Source organism: Hyphomicrobiales bacterium (assembly GCA_039989895.1).
In the GTDB taxonomy this organism is placed as follows: Bacteria; Pseudomonadota; Alphaproteobacteria; order Rhizobiales; family JACESI01; genus JACESI01.
Genome location: JBDXGY010000006.1, coordinates 1136806 through 1157406 on the forward strand (window position 1 = coordinate 1136806; position 20601 = coordinate 1157406).

22 protein-coding genes are annotated in these 20601 nt (G+C 47.2%); 16 read left to right on the forward strand and 6 right to left on the reverse strand.

Annotated elements, in window-relative coordinates; translation table 11 throughout:
• Window positions 1-107 precede the first annotated feature (107 nt).
• A complete protein-coding gene (locus ABJ081_11890; GenBank protein ID MEP6357367.1) occupies window positions 108-1784 on the reverse strand; it encodes an electron transfer flavoprotein-ubiquinone oxidoreductase in 1677 nt (558 codons plus the stop codon).
• Between the two features lie 172 nt (window positions 1785-1956).
• On the opposite strand from ABJ081_11890, the gene ABJ081_11895 reads away from it, so the two are divergent.
• From ABJ081_11895 to ABJ081_11930, 8 genes are all read left to right on the forward strand, one after another.
• Complete coding sequence (locus ABJ081_11895) at window positions 1957-2859, forward strand: uracil-DNA glycosylase (GenBank protein ID MEP6357368.1); 903 nt, start codon at window positions 1957-1959, stop codon at window positions 2857-2859.
• A 10-nt stretch (window positions 2860-2869) separates the two neighbouring features.
• Window positions 2870-4000 carry a branched-chain amino acid ABC transporter substrate-binding protein gene (locus ABJ081_11900; protein ID MEP6357369.1) on the forward strand — a complete coding sequence of 377 codons (1131 nt, stop codon included), beginning with the start codon at window positions 2870-2872 and terminating at the stop codon, window positions 3998-4000.
• A 34-nt stretch (window positions 4001-4034) separates the two neighbouring features.
• Window positions 4035-4517: a YHS domain-containing (seleno)protein gene (locus ABJ081_11905; protein MEP6357370.1), complete on the forward strand. Its 483-nt coding sequence runs from the start codon at window positions 4035-4037 to the stop codon at window positions 4515-4517.
• A gap of 182 nt (window positions 4518-4699) precedes the next feature.
• Entirely contained in the window at window positions 4700-5383 is a 684-nt protein-coding gene (gene rpe / locus ABJ081_11910) for a ribulose-phosphate 3-epimerase (GenBank protein ID MEP6357371.1), read from the forward strand.
• A 27-nt stretch (window positions 5384-5410) separates the two neighbouring features.
• Window positions 5411-5941 carry a hypothetical protein gene (locus ABJ081_11915; protein MEP6357372.1) on the forward strand — a complete coding sequence of 177 codons (531 nt, stop codon included), beginning with the start codon at window positions 5411-5413 and terminating at the stop codon, window positions 5939-5941.
• 99 nt (window positions 5942-6040) lie between these two features.
• Window positions 6041-7342: an adenylosuccinate lyase gene (gene purB / locus ABJ081_11920; protein ID MEP6357373.1), complete on the forward strand. Its 1302-nt coding sequence runs from the start codon at window positions 6041-6043 to the stop codon at window positions 7340-7342.
• A gap of 3 nt (window positions 7343-7345) precedes the next feature.
• Window positions 7346-7897 (forward strand): alpha/beta hydrolase, encoded by a 552-nt coding sequence (locus tag ABJ081_11925; GenBank protein ID MEP6357374.1) that lies wholly within the window; start codon window positions 7346-7348, stop codon window positions 7895-7897.
• A gap of 485 nt (window positions 7898-8382) precedes the next feature.
• Window positions 8383-9705 carry a hypothetical protein gene (locus ABJ081_11930; protein MEP6357375.1) on the forward strand — a complete coding sequence of 441 codons (1323 nt, stop codon included), beginning with the start codon at window positions 8383-8385 and terminating at the stop codon, window positions 9703-9705.
• 281 nt (window positions 9706-9986) lie between these two features.
• Here the strand turns inward: ABJ081_11930 and ABJ081_11935 are convergent, their stop codons facing one another.
• Window positions 9987-10307, reverse strand: coding sequence for a DUF1476 domain-containing protein (locus ABJ081_11935; GenBank protein ID MEP6357376.1), 321 nt, complete (start codon window positions 10305-10307; stop codon window positions 9987-9989).
• 233 nt (window positions 10308-10540) lie between these two features.
• Here ABJ081_11935 and purC point away from each other — a divergent pair, with 233 nt between their 5' ends.
• The 6 genes from purC to grxD all read left to right on the forward strand — a co-directional run bounded on the left by purC (window position 10541) and on the right by grxD (window position 15157).
• On the forward strand, window positions 10541-11305 hold the full coding sequence (purC, locus tag ABJ081_11940; GenBank protein ID MEP6357377.1) for a phosphoribosylaminoimidazolesuccinocarboxamide synthase: 765 nt from the start codon (window positions 10541-10543) through the stop codon (window positions 11303-11305).
• Between the two features lie 77 nt (window positions 11306-11382).
• Window positions 11383-11628, forward strand: a complete 246-nt coding sequence (gene purS / locus ABJ081_11945; protein MEP6357378.1) for a phosphoribosylformylglycinamidine synthase subunit PurS — start codon at window positions 11383-11385, stop codon at window positions 11626-11628.
• Window positions 11625-12293: a phosphoribosylformylglycinamidine synthase subunit PurQ gene (gene purQ, locus ABJ081_11950; GenBank protein MEP6357379.1), complete on the forward strand. Its 669-nt coding sequence runs from the start codon at window positions 11625-11627 to the stop codon at window positions 12291-12293. Before purS ends, purQ begins: the two co-directional genes overlap by 4 nt.
• The gene (gene purL / locus ABJ081_11955) at window positions 12293-14494 is read left to right on the forward strand and encodes a phosphoribosylformylglycinamidine synthase subunit PurL (protein MEP6357380.1); all 2202 of its coding nucleotides are present in this window, start codon (window positions 12293-12295) and stop codon (window positions 14492-14494) included. Before purQ ends, purL begins: the two co-directional genes overlap by 1 nt.
• Window positions 14495-14521: 27 nt before the next feature.
• Entirely contained in the window at window positions 14522-14755 is a 234-nt protein-coding gene (locus ABJ081_11960; protein ID MEP6357381.1) for a BolA family transcriptional regulator, read from the forward strand.
• A 60-nt stretch (window positions 14756-14815) separates the two neighbouring features.
• Entirely contained in the window at window positions 14816-15157 is a 342-nt protein-coding gene (gene grxD, locus ABJ081_11965; protein MEP6357382.1) for a Grx4 family monothiol glutaredoxin, read from the forward strand.
• A gap of 58 nt (window positions 15158-15215) precedes the next feature.
• Here the strand turns inward: grxD and ttcA are convergent, their stop codons facing one another.
• A complete protein-coding gene (gene ttcA, locus ABJ081_11970; protein MEP6357383.1) occupies window positions 15216-16100 on the reverse strand; it encodes a tRNA 2-thiocytidine(32) synthetase TtcA in 885 nt (294 codons plus the stop codon).
• A gap of 168 nt (window positions 16101-16268) precedes the next feature.
• Between ttcA and ABJ081_11975 the strand changes: the two genes are divergently transcribed.
• Window positions 16269-16673, forward strand: a complete 405-nt coding sequence (locus ABJ081_11975; GenBank protein MEP6357384.1) for a DM13 domain-containing protein — start codon at window positions 16269-16271, stop codon at window positions 16671-16673.
• 144 nt (window positions 16674-16817) lie between these two features.
• Here the strand turns inward: ABJ081_11975 and rpsD are convergent, their stop codons facing one another.
• The 3 genes from rpsD to ABJ081_11990 all read right to left on the reverse strand — a co-directional run bounded on the left by rpsD (window position 16818) and on the right by ABJ081_11990 (window position 19211).
• Window positions 16818-17435, reverse strand: coding sequence for a 30S ribosomal protein S4 (gene rpsD, locus ABJ081_11980; protein MEP6357385.1), 618 nt, complete (start codon window positions 17433-17435; stop codon window positions 16818-16820).
• A 200-nt stretch (window positions 17436-17635) separates the two neighbouring features.
• Window positions 17636-18394, reverse strand: a complete 759-nt coding sequence (gene murI / locus ABJ081_11985) for a glutamate racemase (protein ID MEP6357386.1) — start codon at window positions 18392-18394, stop codon at window positions 17636-17638.
• A 1-nt stretch (window position 18395) separates the two neighbouring features.
• Window positions 18396-19211 carry an RNA methyltransferase gene (locus ABJ081_11990; GenBank protein MEP6357387.1) on the reverse strand — a complete coding sequence of 272 codons (816 nt, stop codon included), beginning with the start codon at window positions 19209-19211 and terminating at the stop codon, window positions 18396-18398.
• A 162-nt stretch (window positions 19212-19373) separates the two neighbouring features.
• Between ABJ081_11990 and ABJ081_11995 the strand changes: the two genes are divergently transcribed.
• Window positions 19374-20585: an NADP-dependent isocitrate dehydrogenase gene (locus ABJ081_11995; GenBank protein ID MEP6357388.1), complete on the forward strand. Its 1212-nt coding sequence runs from the start codon at window positions 19374-19376 to the stop codon at window positions 20583-20585.
• Window positions 20586-20601: the final 16 nt, after the last annotated feature.

The following is a 20601-nucleotide window of genomic DNA, read 5'->3' on the forward strand; positions in this document are numbered from 1 at the left end:
TCTCATTATTTATAACGAAACATCGAAACCCTGTGTTGGTGAAATACCAATGCAGGGTTTTTATTTTTAAGGGCTGTGGTAAGGGCCGCGACAGCTTTAAACGCACCCTACATATTTGGATAATTTGGTCCGCCTGCCCCTTCAGGTGTCGTCCAGTTGATGTTCTGGTTCGGGTCTTTGATGTCACAGGTTTTACAATGAACACAGTTTTGCGCATTGATGACAAAACTCGGATCACCGCCAGCATCTGGCATCACCCACTCATAAACACCGGCTGGGCAATAACGGTTTGATGGTCCCTGAAAAGTCTTCCACTCAGAATTAAACTGAACGTCTTCATCCTTGAGTTTCAAGTGGATCGGCTGGTCTTCCTCATGGTTGGTCGATGACACGAAAACAGAGGATAGACGATCGAACGAGATTTTGTTATCCGGTTTTGGATATGTAATCTCGCTGCACTCTGCAGCCGGCTTCAAGCTCTCATGGTCCGCCTTGCCGTGCTTCATCGTGCCGAAGAACGAAAAGCCGAACAGTTCATTCGTCCACATATCAAGGCCACCAAGAGCGATGCCACCAAGCAGGCCATATTTGGTCCAAAGCGGCTTGGCGTTGCGCACTTTATAAAGGTCTTTGCCAATGTCGCTCTCGCGCCATTCATTCTCATAGCCATCAAGCGCATCTTGCGCGCGCCCAGCCTTGATTGCATCAACCGCTTTTTCAGCTGCCATCATGCCAGATAACATAGCGTTATGAGAGCCTTTGATGCGCGGCACATTAACGAAGCCCGCAGAACAACCAATCAAAGCGCCCCCCGGAAAGACGAGTTTGGGGACAGATTGATATCCGCCCTCCGTAATCGCCCGCGCGCCATAAGAAATGCGCTTGCCGTCCTCAAATACATCGCGGATTGAGGGGTGCGTTTTGAAGCGTTGGAATTCTTCAAACGGCGACAACCACGGATTTTCATAATTAAGGTGTGTGACAAAGCCGACAGCCACCTGATTATTTTCAAGGTGATAAAGGAAAGAACCACCACCAGCATTTTTACCAAGCGGCCAGCCAAAGGAGTGTTGCACAAGACCGGGTTGATGTTTTTCAGGAGAGACTTCCCAAAGTTCTTTAATGCCAATGCCATATTTCCCCGGCTCACGGTCTTCATCAAGACCATATTTGGCAATCAATTGTTTGGAAAGCGATCCGCGCACACCTTCGCCAAAGAATGTATATTTGCCACGCAGTTCCATACCGCGCTCAAAGCCCGGCTTTGGCTTACCATCGCGGCCAATACCCATGTCACCCGTGGCAACGCCCACAACATTATTATTGTCATCGAACAAGACTTCTGCAGCCGCAAAGCCAGGGAAGACTTCAACCCCAAGCGCTTCGGCTTTTTCAGCCAACCAGCGGCAAACATTGCCGAGTGAGACGACATAATTGCCATGATTGTTCATCAACCGTGGCATCATGAAATTAGGTAAGCGAATGCCGCCCTTCTCACTGAGGAAAAGAAACTTGTCGGTTTTCACTGGTGTCTTAAAAGGCGTATCGCTCTCATCGCGCCATTTAGGCAAAAGCTGGTCAATCGCGATTGGATCAACCACCGCACCAGATAAAATATGCGCGCCCACCTCAGAGCCTTTTTCAAGCACAACAACAGATAAATCAGCATCGAGTTGTTTTAATCGAATAGCAGCCGCCAAGCCCGCCGGCCCTGCACCAACAATCACAACATCAAAATCCATGCTTTCGCGTTCAGGCATATCACTCATAGTATCGTCAGCCATATCGGCATCTCCTGCTTAAATCTGCCCAAGTTATTGATACTTGTAACAGAGACATCTTTTGCTAGTGCTTTATTTAACGTATAGCCTAATAACAAATCAAATGTGGTGCTTGCTATTACAACATATACATAGCATCTGCTGAACGATACCTATGGTCTGTGTGAATACAAAGATGGAAAATGTGAAAGAACTCGAAGCTCTTTTAGAGTTTTATGCGTCAAACGGTGTCGATTGCGCACTAGATGAGACGCCGCATGACCGTTTTTCAGAGATGGAAGCAGCACGCGCAGAACGCATGAATCGCGCAACGAGCCAAGCTCCCAACGCATCCGTTCAAACAATGCCACAAGATCAAAAAAACCAACATTTACAAGGCACCAAGCCACATCAACCAATCGTTGCACCACCAGCAATACAGACCGTACCTGACGCTGTAGTGCTTGGAAATGCCCGCGAAGTAGCAGGCAAAGCCGACAGTCTTGAGGCGCTTCGCGCTATCCTTGAAACTTTTGATGGTTGCAACTTAAAGCGCACCGCAAAAAATTTGGTTTTTGGTGATGGCAACCCAAATGCTCGGGTGATGTTTGTCGGTGAAGCACCCGGTCGAGATGAAGATATCAACGGCATTCCTTTTGTCGGGCGCGCTGGTGAACTGTTAAATAAAATGATGGCCGCGATTGATTTAAACCGCGAAGACGATGTTTATATTGCCAATATCGTACCATGGCGGCCGCCGGGAAGCCGCAATCCCACCCTCCAAGAAGCCGAACTTTGCCGTCCCTTCGTCGAGAGACAGATAGAGCTGATCAACCCAGATGTCTTGGTTCCTCTCGGCGCCGCAACCGCACGCCAACTTTTGAACACAACTGACGGCATTATGAAGCTACGAGGCCGAATTAAGCCTTATAGTTTGAAAAATCGTGAAATTATCGCCATACCAACACTCCACCCAGACTACATTTTAAGCCAACCTAGCCAGAAACGACGAGCATGGCAGGATTTGCTGACAATAAAAAAACAGCTGCATGAGCAATCGTCAAAAAAATCAACACACACTGAGCCTAGAAGTGAATAGAGACAAGACCATGTATCGTATGATGAAACGTACCGCCCTTGCTTTATGTACCCTTGCTTTGTCTGTCGCCACAGCCAGCGCCGAGATCAAAATTGGCATCGCGGCTCCACTCACGGGCATTTACGCGGGCCTTAGCGGACAAATTATCACTGGCGTCAAATTCGCGGTCGATGAAATCAACAAGAGTGGCGGCATTAAAGGCGAGCTCATCACGATTGAGACAGTCGACGACAAATGCGAGCCAGAAGCCGCCCAAGGCATTGCCAATCAATTCGTCGGCAAAGGCGTTATCGCGGTTATCGGCCATCTATGTGACCGCCCATCCATAGAGGCTTCCCCCGTCTATAGCGCAAACAAGATTGTCCAACTATCGCCCACAAGCCAAAATCCGGCTTTCACAGAAAATCGGCCACTGTCAAACGGGGGCACATACCGCCTCGCCGCACGAAATACACAACAGAGCGAAGCATTGACGACCTTTATGGTGAAACACAGCACGAGCAAAAATATCGCTATCGTCAACGATGGTTCAGTCTATGGCAAAGGATTGGCCGATGCGATTATTGAAGGTTTAAAGTCCGAAGGAATCACGCCGGTCTTTTCGGCTAATTTTGAAAGTGGTGAAGAGCGCTATCGTAGACTATCGGGCCGCATTGTGGATTCGGGCGCAACGCTCCTCTTCATCGGCGGCGTTCATCTCGATGCTGCAACTCTCATCCGTGACATCGACAGACTATCCGATAAAATCACTGTTATTGGCGGCGATGGTCTTGTCCATACAGATTTTCCAAAACTGGTGCTGGAAGACAATACAAACCGTGACAATCTCGATAATATTTTCTCTAGCTTCCCGCTTGACCCGCGAAAACTACCCTCAGCAAAAACAGCAATAGAACGCTTCAAAGCGGGCGAACAAAACCCAGCAGGCCTTGCCCTTCGCGGTTATTCAGCTATGAAAATTCTTGAGGCAGCAATCAGCCGTGCGACAACAAGTGATTTTGAAAGTTTGAATAAGGTTTTGAACGAACAATCATTTCAAACCCCCATCGGCACAATTACCTTCAACGACAAAGGTGACGCCGATCTGGTAGATTATGTGATACATCAATGGCGGGATAATACTATTGATGCTGTGAATTAAAGCATCCAAACATTAGGAAAAAGGATGAAGAGCGATGAACAATAGAACACTAAGCCGTCGTAATTTCTACAAAGCAGGCATCACTCTTGCCCTTTTATCAACATTTCCACTTTCAGCTTTTGCAAAAACAATAAGCCGTTTCAGCCTCACAGGTAAAAGCGGCATGGCTTTGAAAGGATATGATACCACCGCCTATTTCAAAGCAGGCAAACCTACAAAAGGAAATGACGCAACCATTGTTAAATGGAAAGGCGCAACGTGGCGATTTGCTGAGGCAAAAGACGCCGACCTGTTTAAAGCTAATCCATCGGCCTACGCCCCACAATTTGGTGGTTATTGCACCCGCGCAATGTCGCTCAAGAAAGAAGTACCCGGCGATCCCCAAGTATGGCGCATACACAATGGTAATTTACATGTCTTTTTTGCCGCCCGTGGTGGTGTTTTTTTCGACAAAGACCCTGACAGCATGATTAAAAAAGCGCAGGCCCACTGGGATACACTCACACTCGTTGAATAGCGCTGCCTTAGCCCTCGATTTCTTAAAACAGCAAAACACCCACCCTCTTCACGGAGTGAGTGAGTGTTTTTCATCGCTCAGTTCATTTAATCAAACCAATTCTGTTCAAACCGCAACTTCCCTCTTCCCCCACAATCCCGTTAAGGCTATAGCGACATCATCAAAAGATGAGGGATTAAACCATGCCATCACCAATTCTTATCGCTCCATCCATTCTCGCAGCCGATTTTGCGAAACTCGGCGATGAAGTGCGCGCCGTTGCTGAGGGCGGTGCAGATTGGATTCATGTCGATGTCATGGACGGGCATTTTGTGCCCAATATTTCTTTCGGTCCTGTCGTCTTAAACGCCATTCGTCCAGTCACAGATAAACTGATGGATGTTCATCTGATGATTTCACCGGTTGATCTTTATCTTGAAGGCTTTGCCAAAGCTGGCGCTGATACCATCACAGTACACGCAGAAGCCGGCCCTCATATCCATCGCAGTATTCAAGCCATCAAGGGTCTAGGTAAAAAGGCCGGCATTGTTTTAAATCCTGGCACACCAGCCCATGTGGTAGATGACATGCTGGATGATATCGATATCATCCTTGTCATGACCGTGAACCCTGGCTTTGGTGGACAAAAATTCATTCACTCAATGGCACCAAAAATCGCTAAACTGCGAGAAATGATAGGTGACCGCCACATTGATCTTGAGGTTGACGGTGGTATCACTGTGGAAACGGCCCCAATTTGTGCCAAAGCGGGAGCCAATGTGCTTGTTGCAGGGTCGGCCATTTTTAAAGGGGATAACAAACAAGCCTATGCGGCCAATATAAAAGCCATACGAGAAGCGGCAGAACAAGCCACAGTCTCAAGATAGGTTTAAAACCCAGATAGGCTCAAAACAATGACCACAGTCGCATATTATGATCATAACAAAAGCAAAACCAGTAAAACCAGAAAAACAAGTTATATACTAACATTTTGCCTATTCTGGACAATTCTGACTTCCATCTCTCTGCTGGTCGATGCTCTATTATGGAACAAGGTGCTGGATGAACGGCAAGTGCTTTTAATCAGCTTTGGCACCATCGCGTCGATGATAACAGCTTATATCGCATGGTATCTAGAGCAGATGATAACCCGAAAAAGACCGGCAACGGCACGCTTTTCCACCATGTTCATTTTGTTGGCCGTAGGCACAATTGGCGCCACCTATCTGTGCAGTGCGCTTTATACGATTGCCTTCTTTATCGACAACATGAACCCAATAACAAGTTTGGCCGGACTTGAAGACCTTCTATATTTCTTTTTAAGCCACGGATATTCATTTGCCGTTTCCACCGCACGCCTGTTTTTGCCTCTCGGCTTCTTCTCTCTTATCTTGGCCTGCATTTTCTATTGTATTTTATGTCAATCATCCGAAGAGAGTTTGTAAGCAGTATTGAACCTTGTACGGAGCTTTGCTAAGTCCCTTCCAACAAATCAAACAGCCACCCACGTGTGGCCCTATACCCTTTAAATAAGGAATAAGCTCATGATCCCACGCTATTCGCGTGACGAAATGGTGTCTATTTGGACACCTGAAACCAAATTTCGCATCTGGTTTGAAATTGAAGCGCACGCTTGTGATGCTTTGGCCAAAGCTGGTGTTATTCCTGAAAGTGCCGCCAAAACCATCTGGGATAAAGGCGGCAATGCTACCTTTGACATCGACCGTATTGATGCGATTGAGCGTGAAACAAAACATGATGTGATTGCCTTTCTCACGCATCTGGCAGAAATCGTCGGCGATGACGCCCGTTTTGTGCACCAAGGCATGACATCATCTGATGTCTTGGACACTTGCTTTAATGTGCAACTCACCCGCGCGGCCGATCTTTTAATCGCAGATGTCGAAAAACTTCTCGAAGCCCTAAAGCGCCGAGCCTATGAACATAAAGATACAGTCACCATTGGCCGCTCGCATGGCATCCACGCCGAGCCGGTGACCTTTGGCCTGAAAATGGCGCAAGCCTATGCTGAGTTTGATCGCAATCTTGAGCGCTTGAAAGTAGCCCGCAAGGAAATCGCAACCTGTGCCATTTCTGGCGCTGTGGGCACATTCGCCAATATTGATCCAGCGATTGAGGAACATGTCGCCCAAGCAATGGGTCTTGAAGCCGAGCCGATCTCAACACAAGTGATCCCGCGCGACCGCCACGCTATGTTTTTTGCAGCTTTGGGTGTTGTCGCCTCATCAATCGAGCGTCTGGCCACCGAAGTACGCCATTTGCAACGTACAGAAGTGCTTGAAGCCGAAGAATTCTTTTCCAAAGGTCAAAAGGGTTCATCGGCAATGCCGCACAAACGCAATCCTATTTTGACTGAAAACCTCACTGGCCTTGCCCGTCTTGTGCGCGGTATGGCTCTGCCCGCCATGGAAAATGTCGCCCTTTGGCACGAACGTGATATTTCGCATTCATCGGTTGAGCGCATGATCGGCCCAGATGCGACGGTGACGCTCGATTTTGCGCTTGTTCGTCTCACAGGTGTGATTGATAAACTACTCGTTTATCCTGAGAACATGATGGATAATATGAACAAATTCAAAGGTTTGATCCATTCACAGCGCGTTTTACTAGCTCTCACCCAAGCAGGTGTTAGTCGCGAAGATTCTTATCGCCTCGTGCAACGCAACGCCATGAAGGTTTGGGAGCAAGGCAAGGATTTTCTTGAAGAACTGCTCGCCGACGAAGAAGTGCGCGCTGCCTTGAGCCAAGAAGAAATCGAAGAGAAATTCGATCTCGCCTATCACACCAAACATGTTGATACGATTTTCAATCGTGTCTTTGGCTAATTCATGAAGACATCTCAAGCAGACATACTAATATTACCTGGTCTTGGCGGCGGCGGGCCAGGTTATTGGTATGAACGCTGGGGACAAAAACTGCGCACATCCAAACGTGTGGAACAAAAGAGCTGGAACGACCCAGACTTTGACGACTGGCAAAACCGCATAGTCGCAGCCGTTGAACAAGCAACTCAACCAGTTGTGCTTATTGCCCACTCTCTTGGTGTAGTTGCGGCCGTTCACGCAGCCGCGCGCTTTCCGCACCAAAAAGTAACCGGCGGCTATTTTGTCGCCCCGCCAGATATTGATGCCATCACGGCGCAGATGCCTGTGATCAAACCCTTTAGCGACGTTCCAACAGCCCCTCTCAGCTTCCCCTCCATACTCGTCGCCAGCAGCAATGACCCCTATTGCGCATTTAAAAAAGCAGAGGACATGTCTTTTGCGTGGGGATCAAAGTTTGAGAACGCAGGCGACAGCGGCCATATCAATGCTGATAGTGGCCAAGGACCGTGGCCAGAAGGTTTGATGAGTTTCGCCACCTTTATGGCGCGACTCTAGATGCATATCAAAACACACAAAAATATAGAATCATGTCTTCCAAATTGCCTAAACTGATATTTAAAAACGTATCCACTGATGCCTTTTTTCGATTCTTGCTAGAATTGCCCACAAAATTGCGTGTTGTTTTTGCAACACAAGGCTAGAAAATATCAGAAAATGAAAAAAAATTATTAGTAAAAGAGATGCAATTAAGAGTCTCAATAGTTGAGAATATGACTGATAGCGCCTGAATTCAGGCCAATAAACAGCCTATTTCCGTCGAAAAAGCTCACAAAATGCCTTTTCTATCGACTTTTCCGCGTCAACTTAGACGAAAGTCGTCCCTCAATATGCTGATGCATAGTTGTCACACTTTCCATTGAAGCTGTTTCAGGTGGTTTACACGGCGCAATAAATATGGCGAATTGCGAGTGTGAGGAAAGCACTTGCGTTCCATACGAGATAATTCAGTCTTAATAATTAATTTGTCCGGAGACAAACTTATGACAATTAAAGCAACAACAAAAGCACTGCTAGGTACTGCAGTATCTTTTGCATTGTTAGGCACAGCAGGCATGGCAAATGCAGCTGACCTCGACAATCTTTCAGATGATGATCTGCTAAAACGCATTGAGCGCCTCGAAAAAATCATTGGCCCAGGTGAAAACAATGCAGTTCGCAACGGCAACGACAAAGTTCGCCTTACACTCAGTGGTCAAGTAAACCGCTTGGCAGTTGGCTTCGGCGATGGCGATAGCTTTGAAGTTCGCAATGCTGACAACACAACATCAAGTACACGCTTCCGCCTACTCGGTGCTGCAAAACTAGATGACAATTGGTCAGCTGGTACAAACTTTGAAATTGAGGTCACTGCAGAAAACTCTCTTCAAACGTTACAAGACCAAGTAGCAAATCCAAATGCACTTTCTGGCGACTCACTACTTGACGTTCGTCGTGCGGCTCTTTTCGTAAAGCACAAAACATTAGGTCAATTGCTTATCGGTCAGTTCCAAACAGCGTCTGACTTCAGTTTCCACAATGACCTTTCAGGTACATTTATCTCAGGTTACTCTGAAGTTCACCTAATCGGTGGCGGCACAGTATTCCGCCTTGATGATGGTGACAACAACCTTACAACAATCAACATTTCTGATGTTACAACAGGTGCTGGTTTTGATGGTGGTTCACGTGATGATGTTATTCGTTATGACACAGCATCATTCGGTGGCTTCAAAGGTAAAGCTTCATTCACAAATGGTGATGAATATGCCTTTGACTTGGGTTACAGAAGCAAAGATCTAGCTGGCTTCTCAGTTGCAGCTAACATTGCTTACACTAACTTTGGTAACTCAACTCGCGATTTGGTAAGTGGTTCTGCCTCAGCTGTACATAATGCAACTGGTTTGAATGCAACATTCTCATACGGTGATGATAATCAAGACAACACAGCTTACTATGGTAAACTTGGTTGGAAGAAGAAGCTAACATCACTGGGTAGCTCAAACTTCGTATTTGAAGCTGGTTTCTTTGAAAATCAAAATGCAGCCAATGCTGAAGCAATCCTAGCCGACGATGCAACTAGTGCTGCTATCACGGATACGGATCCGGACACAGATGGTATTCAGCCTGGCGGGAATGTCGATTTCTTGATCGACCAAGCTTTCGAATCTGAAGCAACTGTATTGGGCGTTGCATATGTTCAGCAAATTGATGCCTTGGCTTTGGAAGCATTCGTTGCATACCGCAACTTTAGCCTTGACGACATTGAGGGACAAGGTTTTGACGATGTCAACACAATCACTGTTGGTGGTCGTATCAAGTTCTAATCTCACTTAAGTGGAGAAATCTATCGTGATATTCACGAAGAATAATAATTTGACAGCGCTCTTTAGAGCGCTGTCATTAATTGGGCTTCTGTTTTTATCAGCATGCGCTAGTCTGCAAGTTGTAGAAGAAGATCCTTTAGTCCTAACAGATCCTGACATTCCTCCTGGAACCGGTATCATCGAAAGATTAACCGGCAAGAAGCTGGAAGTAGGAATTTAAAAAAGAACCCGGCTTAAGAGCCGGGTTTTTTATTGTCTCAAATTTAAAACGATAAAGCCTATCACTCGCTAAGGATTTGCTCCTGCGCCGTGATCAGAATATCACTCATCGCTTTGCGAATATCAGCTTCTGACAGGTCAATCCCTGCTTCATCAACATCAGCTTTGATTTTGCGATAGACATCTTCGTCACCCGCTTCTTCAAAATCCGAGCGCACCACAGCTTTTGCATATTCACTCGCCTCATCACCACTCAGGCTGAGTTTTTCAGCCACCCATAACCCAAGTAACTTGTTGCGCCGTGCCATCGCCTTAAATTGCAATTGCTCATCATGGGCAAACTTATTCTCAAATGCGTCTCCGCGATCATCAAAACCACTCATTTGCTTAAAAATCCCGTCAGTATCATTAAAATTCACCCTATATATAGGCACACAAAGCGTCCATTAGAAGGAAGTTTAAGAGTTAAACACAATTCAACGTTAAAAAACTGACCACAAATCGCATCAAATGCTACTGCGCCCTCTTTTCATGATTGTAACGGCGCAGCACATGCAGTAACTCTTGTGATAAATCAAGGACTCCAAACCGCAACATCCACGAGGGTGATAATCTAATGAAAAGCCGCCGGCGCATTTACGAAGGCAAGGCAAAAATTCTCTATGAAGGACCTGAACCAGGAACACTGGTCCAATTCTTCAAAGACGATGCTACCGCCTTTAATAATAAGAAACACGAAATCATTGATGGCAAAGGTGTGCTGAACAATCGAATTTCCGAATTCATATACGGTCATTTGAATAATATCGGTATCCCAACCCACTTCATTAAACGGCTGAACATGCGTGAGCAGCTGATTAAAGAAGTTGAAATCGTGCCGCTGGAAGTCGTCGTTAGAAATGTGGCGGCAGGGTCGCTAGCAAAACATCTTGGCATCGAGGAAGGCACCGTTCTCCCCCGTTCTATTATCGAGTTTTATTATAAAAACGATGATTTGAACGACCCGCTGGTGTCAGAAGAGCACATCACTGCATTTGGTTGGGCAACCCCACAAGAAATAGACGACATGATGGCGCTTGCCATCCGCGTCAACGATTTCCTCACCGGCATGTTTTTGGGCGTTGGCATCCAACTTATCGACTTCAAGATAGAATGTGGTCGTCATTGGGATAACGATGTAATGCGTATTATCATCGCTGATGAAATTTCACCCGATAGCTGTCGTCTGTGGGACGTCGAGACAAAAGAAAAACTCGATAAAGACCGCTTCCGGCGTGACCTTGGTGGCTTATTGGAGGCCTACCGCGATGTCGCCCAAAGGCTTGGAATTTTGATTGAGAATGAACCCATCAAAGGCACAGGCCCCAGATTGGTGAAATAGATTACTCAAATAAATCAAGGGTAGAAATTTTGCCCTTGATAAACCAAATATAGATAATTGATTTAGAAGAGAAAAATATGAAAGCGCGCGTAACCGTAACCTTGAAAAACGGTGTTCTGGACCCGCAGGGCAAAGCTATTGAAGGCGCCCTCGCTTCCCTCAATTTTTCCGGCGTCAATGAAGTGCGCCAAGGCAAGGTTTTCGATATTGAAGTGGATGCGGCCAATGAGGCTGATGCAACCACTCAGATGAAAGCCATGTGTGAGGCACTGCTAGCGAATATGGTAATTGAGGACTATGAATTTGATTGGGTTCAAGCATGAAGTCAGCTGTCATCCTGTTTCCCGGTTCAAACCGCGACCGCGATATGATTGCGGCGCTCACCAAAGTTTCTGGCCTAGAACCCGCTAAAATCTGGCACACAGAAACTGAAATCCCAGCTTGTGATCTCATCGTCATCCCCGGCGGCTTTTCTTATGGTGATTATCTGCGTTCCGGCGCCATCGCTGCGCGTTCCCCCATCATGGGTGCGGTGCGCAAAGCAGCCAACCAAGGCGTAAAAGTGCTCGGCGTTTGCAATGGCTTTCAAACCCTATGCGAAGCGGCTCTCCTGCCCGGTGCGCTTATGCGCAATGCATCGCTGCGTTTTGTCAGCCGTGAAGTCAAACTGCAAGTCACCAATGCCGACACCATGTTTTCTCATCACTATAAACAAGACCAAATTCTACGCTGTCCTGTGGCCCATCATGACGGCAATTATTTTGCAGACAACGCAACATTAAACGCTCTTGAAGCTGAAAACCGTGTGGTCTTCCGCTATGCTGAGGGCACAAATCCGAACGGTTCACTCAATGACATCGCCGGCATTTCAAATGAGCGCGGCAATGTTTTGGGCATGATGCCACATCCTGAAAACCTGATTGAAGCTTTCCATGGCGGCGACGATGGTCGCGGCCTGTTTGAAAGCGCTTTAAGTAAAGTTGCCTAATGATTGCAAACGACACCCCGATTACAGATGAACTGATTGCAAATCACGGCCTAAAGCCTGATGAATATCAGCGTATTTTAGACCTGATTGGCCGTGAGCCGACCATCACCGAACTTGGCATATTTTCTGCCATGTGGAATGAGCATTGCTCTTATAAGTCCTCAAAATTATGGCTAAAAACCTTGCCTACAAAAGGCCCTCGCGTGCTGCAAGGCCCGGGTGAAAACGCTGGTGTTGTTGATATTGATGACGGACAAGTTGTTGTTTTCAAAATGGAAAGCCACAATCACCCCTCTTATATTGAGCCCTATCAAGGGGCCGCTACGGGTGTCGGTGGCATATTGCGTGATGTCTTTACCATGGGTGCGCGACCAGTTGCTGCCATGAACGCGCTTCGGTTCGGCGAACCCGACCATCCAAAGACAAAACACCTCGTGTCCGGCGTTGTGGCCGGCGTTGGTGGCTATGGCAACTCCTTTGGCGTGCCAACTGTTGGTGGTGAAGTGGAGTTTAACGCTCGCTATAACGGCAATATTTTGGTCAATGCCTTTGCAGCTGGCCTCGCAGATGCTGACAAAATTTTTCTCTCAGAAGCCAAAGGCGTTGGCCTGCCCGTTGTTTATCTGGGTGCTAAAACCGGACGCGACGGCGTTGGTGGAGCCACCATGGCTTCAGCTGAATTCGACGACGATATTGAGGAAAAACGCCCAACCGTCCAAGTAGGTGACCCTTTCACCGAAAAATGCCTACTTGAAGCCTGTTTAGAGCTGATGAAAACCGGCGCTGTGATCGCAATCCAAGACATGGGAGCCGCTGGCCTGACCTGTTCTGCCGTTGAAATGGGTGCCAAGGGCAATCTTGGTGTTGAGCTTGACCTCGACAAGGTGCCCATTCGTGAAACCCACATGAGCGCTTATGAAATGATGCTCTCTGAAAGTCAGGAACGCATGTTGATGGTGTTAGAACCATCAAAAGAAGAGGTTGCCGCGAAAATATTCGAAAAATGGGGCCTCGATTTCGCGATTGTGGGCGTCACAACCGATGACCAGAGATTCCGCGTTATGTTTCAAGGCACCGAGGTCGCCAATCTTCCCATCAAGGAATTAGGCGACGAAGCTCCCGAATATGACCGACCATGGGTAAAACCAGCAGCGCCTGCCCCTATCCCCGCGCATACATTGCCCGAGGGTGAAGCAATCGGCGATCTCCTATTAAGCCTGATCGGCTCACCCAATGCTGCCTCAAAACGCTGGGTTTATGAGCAATATGACACCTATATTCAGGGTAACTCTGCACAACGCCCCGGTGGCGATGCGGGTGTTGTGCGGGTGCCCTCTTCAAGCGGCGAAGACACCAAAAAAGGCCTCGCCTTTTCATCTGACGTCAATCCTACCTATTGCGAAGCCGATCCTTTTGAGGGTGGCAAACAAGCGGTGGCCGAGCTTTGGCGCAATTTGACCGCCGTTGGTGCAGAACCTCTTGCCGCAAGTGATAATCTCAATTTCGGCAATCCAGAGCGCCCTGAAATCATGGGTCAGCTCGTACAGGCCATCAAAGGTATTGGTGCCGCCTGTGAAGCTCTCGCCTTCCCTATCGTCTCTGGCAATGTATCGCTTTATAACGAGACCAATGGTGTCGGCATTTTGCCAACCCCCACCATGGCCGGTGTAGGTCTTTTGCCCGATATCGACAAGATGGCGACGATTGCTTTTAAAGACGTGGGCGAGCATATCATTCTCATCGGCGGCTTTGGTGCGCATATGGGGCAAACGTTGGCGCTTAACGCTATCACTGGTGGTGATTATGGCCCGCCACCGCCCGTTGATCTAGCATTAGAAAAGAAAAACGGCGACTTTGTTCGCAGCCTTATCCGCGACAGCGCTGTCACCGCTTGTCATGATATTTCATCAGGCGGCTTAGCAATTGCCTTGGCTGAAATGGCCATCAAAGGAAAAATCGGCGCAAGCCTCACTCTGCCCGTGAATGCCGCCACTGCGCTTTTTGCAGAAGATCAGGCGCGTTATGTGGTAAGCTGCAAATCAGCCGATCGCGAACACATCTTATCCGCCGCCCAAAAAGCTGGCGTTGAAGTTGAAACAATTGGCAAAACCGGTGGCACTGTATTGGATATAGGCGCAAAGATATCACTTGAAAGCCTTACCAAAGCATATGAAGATTGGTTCCCAGCCTATATGGCTTGAAGATTAAGATGAAACGGAGAAACATCCATGCCTATGACAGCGGCTGAGATTGAAAGCATGATCAAAGAAGCCCTGCCCGATGCCGAGATCGTCATTGAGGATCTTGCCGGTGACGGTGACCATTATCGCGCCAATGTTATTTCAGAAACCTTTCGCGGCAAAACCCGCGTGCAGCAGCATCAACTCGTCTATGATGCGTTGAAAGGAAATATGGGTGGCGTCTTGCACGCCCTTGCATTACAGACAAGTGCACCCAAATAAGATATCAGAGCGAACCCCAATTGAACTGACGGGAAAACCCGCTGGTTTAAGGAGAATATAATGAGCGATATGAAAGACTTTATAGACAGCCAAGTGAAAGACTCCGACATGGTGCTATTCATGAAAGGCACACCTAATTTTCCGCAGTGCGGGTTTTCGGGGCAAGTCATTCAAATTTTGAACTATCTCGGCACAGACTTTAAGGGCATCAATGTTTTAGAAGATGATGACCTTCGTCAGGGCGTGAAAGATTATTCAAACTGGCCAACCGTGCCGCAACTATATGTCAAAGGTGAATTTGTTGGTGGCTGCGATATCATCCGCGAAATGTTTCAAGCCGGTGAGCTTCAAACATATCTGGAAGAAAAAGGCGTTCCAATGAACGGTCAGGCAACGGCCTAAGGATTCACAACTATAATATTTCAAAAGCCCCAGTTATCTATGGTTATATCATCTATAGTTATATCAGGGGCTTTTTTGTATCTTGATTTTGCATCAACCCAGCAAAATCAAAGAGTTCTCGGTCCAATAGATGCGACGGTCGAACATTGGTGAGTGCACGCAACATTACATCCTTACGGCCTGGCATTTTGCTCTCAATATCATTCAACATCTGTTTCATAACATTGCGCTGAAGCCCGTCTTGCGATCCGCATAAGTCACATGGAATAATTGGGAATTCCATAGCATTAGAAAACTTCTCGATGTCCTCTTCACCGCAATACGCAAGCGGACGCATCAGCATGAGATCGCCCTCATCATTAAGAAGCTTCGGTGGCATGGAAGCCAACCGTCCTGCATGAAAGAAATTCAGAAAAAATGTCTCTAAAATATCATCACGGTGATGGCCGAGAATGACCGCTGAGCATCCCTCTTCGCGCGCAATGCGATAAAGATTGCCACGCCTCAACCGCGAGCAAAGCGCACAATAAGTTGCGCCTTCCGGTACTTTATCGGTGACGATTGAATAGGTGTCTTTGCGCTCAATACGATTAGGGATACTGTATTTCTCAAAAAATTCAGGTAAAATATGAGCTGGAAACCCCGGTTGCGCCTGATCCAGATTGCAAGCCAAAAGCTCCACCGGCAAAACCCCGCGCCACTTCAAATCAAGCAGCAATGACAAGAGGGCATAGGAATCTTTTCCCCCCGAAAGGCACACGAGCCACTTTTGCCCCGGCTCAATCATAGAAAAATCATCCATTGCTTCGCGCATTTGGCGTAACAGGCGCTTACGGATCTTTTTAAAGGAAACACTGGACGGCGCATCAAGAAACAAAGGATGGCAACTATCCTGCGAAACAGTAGCGTTATCATGCTCTATGGTATCTAATTTAATGCTCATAAAAGCGTTGTGTCAGGCACAGCCAACAAGGTCAAGATATCTACCTAATCAGTGCATTGTTCACACAAAACTCAAGAGAACGTGAGCGAATGTCAAAATACGTGCCTTATTTCAGTGCCCTTTATTGCCTATGTATTAGATATCAATAGATAATAAAGGGGAAACACCATGTCTATATCACGTCGTCAATTCGCCACTCTTGCTCTTTCTGCAGCAGCAGTTGCAGCAATGGGTACGTCAACAGCGTCAGCCGGCAGTGCGCGTAAAGGCACATTTACCGGACACAAAGGCTACACAGCAAAAGGCACCGTCAAAATCAAAAAAGATGGTGGCAAGACATCAGTAGTCCTAGGCGATGATTTCCTATTCAAGGGTACCCCGCCTGACATCAAAATCGGTTTCGGTAATGGCGGAAAATACGCCAAAGGTACAAAAATTCACAACAAGCTATCGCACAAAAAAGGCGCAGCAACATTCCCAGTACCAGCCGGTATCGACACAGATAAATACAATGAAGTTTACATCTATTGTGAAAAATTCACTGTAATTCTGGGTACAGCAAAAATTAAATAACGCTCAGTAGCGTTCTTAATTAAGACTGAGAAAAGCCATCCACTCCAGGATGGCTTTTTTTATGACTTTTTATGACAAAGGCCTGAGAGCAAGCAATAAAAAAGCCGCCATAAAGGCGGCTTTTTGAATTCTATGAACTCTCGTTTAGCGTGAGTAAAACTCGACGACGAGGTTTGGTTCCATGATTACTGGATAAGGCACATCACTTAATGTTGGAATGCGCACCAATGAGGCAGACAATTTATTATGGTCTACTTCTACATATTCAGGAACATCGCGTTCTGCCAAACCAGTAGCCTCAATCACCATGATGAGCTGCTTTGAGCTTTCTTTCACTTCAACCACATCGCCAATTTTGCAACGGTAGGAAGGAATGTTCACACGTTTGCCGTTTACTTTAACATGGCCGTGGTTCACGAACTGACGAGCCGCAAAAACAGTCGGCACAAATTTCGCTCGATAAACAAGCGCATCAAGACGGCGCTCAAGAAGACCAATAAGGTTCTCTGATGTATCGCCTTTCAGGCGTACAGCTTCACCATAAATACGGCGGAACTGTTTTTCAGAGATATTGCCATAGTACCCTTTTAGCTTTTGCTTTGCGCGCAGCTGGATACCGAAATCTGAGAGTTTGCTAGCACGACGCTGACCATGTTGGCCTGGGCCATAATCACGTCTATTAACAGGACTTTTAGGGCGGCCCCAGATATTTTCGCCCATACGGCGATCAATTTTATACTTAGCTTGTTCACGCTTTGCCATCGTGGTTTCCTTGTTTTATTTTTGAAAACACGCCCTCCTTTTCCAAGATATGAAACCTTGAACGACAGAAAACTTAGCGTGCGACGCCGCGTTTTCACGGGTGTACCAATTCACTCTTTTGAATAGGTGGCGGAGATGTATGGCACATAGCCCTTGATGTCAACCAGATCCTAAGGTCTAACCTTAGAAAATCGCATAGATCACAGCAGGCATTGATCAACCGCTGACATTGGAAATGCGGCTCCCGATGTCATAAGATAATGGCGCTGCCCTCCGCCTTCAATATTGCTATCTAAAACCACTAAAGCTTGCCGCGCAATTGCGGGTGCTGGATCGAGCCATAGAACAGGCCACGGGGCAAGTTTTTCAAAGACCGGCAAAAGAAGCGGATAATGGGTGCAAGCCAAAACCACAACATCCGTTTTTTTATCGCCATCCTCCACAAAACAAGGCTCGATTTCTGCTAAGACAGCATTCTCGTCAATAAATCCCTCAATCATGTAAGCCTCCGCCAGCATGGCAAGCTGACCTGCACCCACAAGGGTCACACGGCAATGGCTGGCATAAGCATCCATCAAAGCGCGTGTATAATCACGTTTCACAGTGCCCGGCGTTGCCAAAACACTCACAAGGCCCGTTTGTGTCTGTGAGGCTGCAGGCTTCACAGCCGGTACAGTTCCAACAAAGGGAATATCAAAATTTTCCCTCAACGCAGCCATAATAAGAGTTGATTCAGTATTGCAAGCAATCACCACAAGGCACGGATTATATTGAGAAATAAGCCCACCAATAGTTTTAATACAATGCTCAATCAAAGCACCTTCTTCCCAATCACCAACGGGAAAACTCAAATCATCCGCAACATAAATATGATCAAGCTTGGGCGCAGCTGCAACCAGATGACGAAACACGGACAGGCCACCAAGCCCTGAATCAAATGTCAAAACTGGTCGCATCATCTCATTCATCATCATCACGCATGGCTGCAAGGTCAGCGAGTTGTCCACGGGTTTTACGCCGATCAAGAGCTGCAATCACACCGCGAAAATTTCGCGCTTCCAACTGTGTAAAATTCGCGTTTGACATGGTAAGGCGCAGATTTTGGATAAGGTGCTCACGCCGCCCTTCAGGATAAAAATAGTCCACCTTATCGAGCGCTTCCACGAGATGATCGACCACCCCGACAATATCAGCTCGCGTGGCTGGTGGAAATTCTGGCGCCTCAAAGCCCGTCTCGACCACCAATCCATGGCCACGCTGCATAGCATTCATCCATTCATAGGCGATCAATAACACAGCTTGAGCAATGTTCAGCGATGAAAAGGCCGGATTAACCGGAAAAGTCACGATCTCATTGGCAAGACCAACTTCCCAGTTTTTCAACCCCCAGCGCTCTCGGCCAAACAGTACTCCCGTGCGTTCACCTGCTTTTTCTTTGGCAAACAACGAACCCATGGCCTCGATAGGCTCTGCTACAGGCTTATTCATATCTCGTTCTCTAGCCGTGGTGGCATAGACAAAATGCAGATCAGCGATTGCCTCTTCCAATGTATCAAATACTGCCACACCATCGATCACATGATCCGCACCGCTAGAAGCTGCCCGCGCAGGTTCAGATGGCCAGCCATCTCGCGGATTAACAAGTCTCAATTCAGACAGGCCAAAATTCGCCATAGCACGTGCAGCCGTGCCGATATTTTCGCCCAGCTGCGGCTCCACAAGAATCACAACCGGTCCTCCCGTAATAAGCGTGCGACTCTTGTCCGTACCCGACATTTTTCTCATCTTTCATGATTAATATGCCCGTTTAACAAATCACAATGACATCACCAACCAAAAATTAGTCAAAAGGCCCCTTTCAGCCCGCCCAACCCTTTGGTATAGACCTGATAAAGAAAAACGCGCGCGCCATGCGTGCAATTAGGCATGAGGATTATTATGGACAAAATTAAAGTCGCAAACCCAGTTGTTGAGCTCGATGGCGATGAGATGACACGGATCATCTGGGCCTTTATCAAAGATAAGCTTATCCACCCTTACTTAGATGTTGATTTACATTACTATGATCTAGGTGTTGAAGAGCGCGATCGCACAGACGATCAAATCACAATTGATTCGGCTGAAGCCATCAAAAAGCATGGTGTTGGCATCAAATGCGCAACGATCACGCCTGATGAGGGTCGCGTTGAAGAGTTTAACCTCAAAAAAATGTGGCGCTCACCAAATGGCACGATCCGCAATATTTTGGGTGGCGTGATTTTCCGCGAACCAATTATCTGTAAAAACGTACCGCGTCTCGTCCCAGGCTGGACCCAGCCGATCATCGTTGGCCGTCATGCTTTTGGTGACCAATACCGCGCCACAGATTTTAAATTCCCCGGCAAAGGCACAATTTCAATGAAATTTGTCGGTGAGGATGGCACCGAGATTGAACATGAAATCTATGATGCACCTTCTGCTGGTGTTGCCATGGGCATGTATAACCGTGACGATTCAATCCGTGATTTTGCCCGCGCTTCTCTCAACTATGGCCTGCAACGTAAAGTACCGGTTTATCTTTCAACCAAAAACACCATTTTGAAAGTCTACGATGGTCGCTTCAAAGATATTTTTGAAGAAATCTTTGAAACTGAATTCAAAGAGCAATTTGAAGAAGCTAAAATTTGGTACGAACACCGTCTAATCGATGATATGGTTGCCTCAGCCCTAAAATGGTCCGGCGGATATGTATGGGCTTGTAAAAACTACGATGGCGATGTGCAGTCCGACATTGTGGCCCAAGGGTTCGGCTCGCTTGGTCTGATGACATCTGTTCTTATGACACCAGATGGCAAAACCGTTGAATCAGAAGCCGCCCACGGCACAGTGACCCGTCACTATCGCCAACACCAAAAAGGCGAACAAACGTCAACCAACTCAATCGCCTCAATTTTCGCATGGACCCGCGGCCTCGCACACCGTGCGAAACTGGATGACAATAAAAAGCTCGCAGACTTTGCCACCAAGCTCGAGCAGGTCTGCATCGACACTGTTGAAACAGGGTTTATGACAAAAGACTTGGCGCTGCTCATTGGGCCAGATCAACCATGGCTCTCAACAATCGGCTTCCTTGATAAGGTTGATGAAAACCTTCAAAAAGCTGTTGGATAAACAAAAAGGCCCGGAA

Excerpts from the sequence above, each read along its gene's own strand:
- ABJ081_11930 (MEP6357375.1), top strand. The coding sequence starts at position 8,383 with ATGACAATTAAAGCAACAACAAAAGCACTGCTAGGTACTGCAGTATCT.
- ABJ081_11890 (MEP6357367.1), bottom strand. The coding sequence starts at position 1,784 with ATGGCTGACGATACTATGAGTGATATGCCTGAACGCGAAAGCATGGAT.
- purQ (MEP6357379.1), top strand. The coding sequence starts at position 11,625 with ATGAAGTCAGCTGTCATCCTGTTTCCCGGTTCAAACCGCGACCGCGAT.
- ABJ081_11900 (MEP6357369.1), top strand. The coding sequence starts at position 2,870 with ATGTATCGTATGATGAAACGTACCGCCCTTGCTTTATGTACCCTTGCT.
- murI (MEP6357386.1), bottom strand. The coding sequence starts at position 18,394 with ATGATGCGACCAGTTTTGACATTTGATTCAGGGCTTGGTGGCCTGTCC.
- purC (MEP6357377.1), top strand. The coding sequence starts at position 10,541 with ATGAAAAGCCGCCGGCGCATTTACGAAGGCAAGGCAAAAATTCTCTAT.
- ABJ081_11915 (MEP6357372.1), top strand. The coding sequence starts at position 5,411 with ATGACCACAGTCGCATATTATGATCATAACAAAAGCAAAACCAGTAAA.
- rpe (MEP6357371.1), top strand. The coding sequence starts at position 4,700 with ATGCCATCACCAATTCTTATCGCTCCATCCATTCTCGCAGCCGATTTT.
- purL (MEP6357380.1), top strand. The coding sequence starts at position 12,293 with ATGATTGCAAACGACACCCCGATTACAGATGAACTGATTGCAAATCAC.
- ABJ081_11895 (MEP6357368.1), top strand. The coding sequence starts at position 1,957 with ATGGAAAATGTGAAAGAACTCGAAGCTCTTTTAGAGTTTTATGCGTCA.
- purS (MEP6357378.1), top strand. The coding sequence starts at position 11,383 with ATGAAAGCGCGCGTAACCGTAACCTTGAAAAACGGTGTTCTGGACCCG.
- ABJ081_11975 (MEP6357384.1), top strand. The coding sequence starts at position 16,269 with ATGTCTATATCACGTCGTCAATTCGCCACTCTTGCTCTTTCTGCAGCA.
- ABJ081_11925 (MEP6357374.1), top strand. The coding sequence starts at position 7,346 with ATGAAGACATCTCAAGCAGACATACTAATATTACCTGGTCTTGGCGGC.
- ttcA (MEP6357383.1), bottom strand. The coding sequence starts at position 16,100 with ATGAGCATTAAATTAGATACCATAGAGCATGATAACGCTACTGTTTCG.
- purB (MEP6357373.1), top strand. The coding sequence starts at position 6,041 with ATGATCCCACGCTATTCGCGTGACGAAATGGTGTCTATTTGGACACCT.
- grxD (MEP6357382.1), top strand. The coding sequence starts at position 14,816 with ATGAGCGATATGAAAGACTTTATAGACAGCCAAGTGAAAGACTCCGAC.
- ABJ081_11990 (MEP6357387.1), bottom strand. The coding sequence starts at position 19,211 with ATGTCGGGTACGGACAAGAGTCGCACGCTTATTACGGGAGGACCGGTT.
- ABJ081_11960 (MEP6357381.1), top strand. The coding sequence starts at position 14,522 with ATGCCTATGACAGCGGCTGAGATTGAAAGCATGATCAAAGAAGCCCTG.
- rpsD (MEP6357385.1), bottom strand. The coding sequence starts at position 17,435 with ATGGCAAAGCGTGAACAAGCTAAGTATAAAATTGATCGCCGTATGGGC.
- ABJ081_11905 (MEP6357370.1), top strand. The coding sequence starts at position 4,035 with ATGAACAATAGAACACTAAGCCGTCGTAATTTCTACAAAGCAGGCATC.
- ABJ081_11995 (MEP6357388.1), top strand. The coding sequence starts at position 19,374 with ATGGACAAAATTAAAGTCGCAAACCCAGTTGTTGAGCTCGATGGCGAT.
- ABJ081_11935 (MEP6357376.1), bottom strand. The coding sequence starts at position 10,307 with ATGAGTGGTTTTGATGATCGCGGAGACGCATTTGAGAATAAGTTTGCC.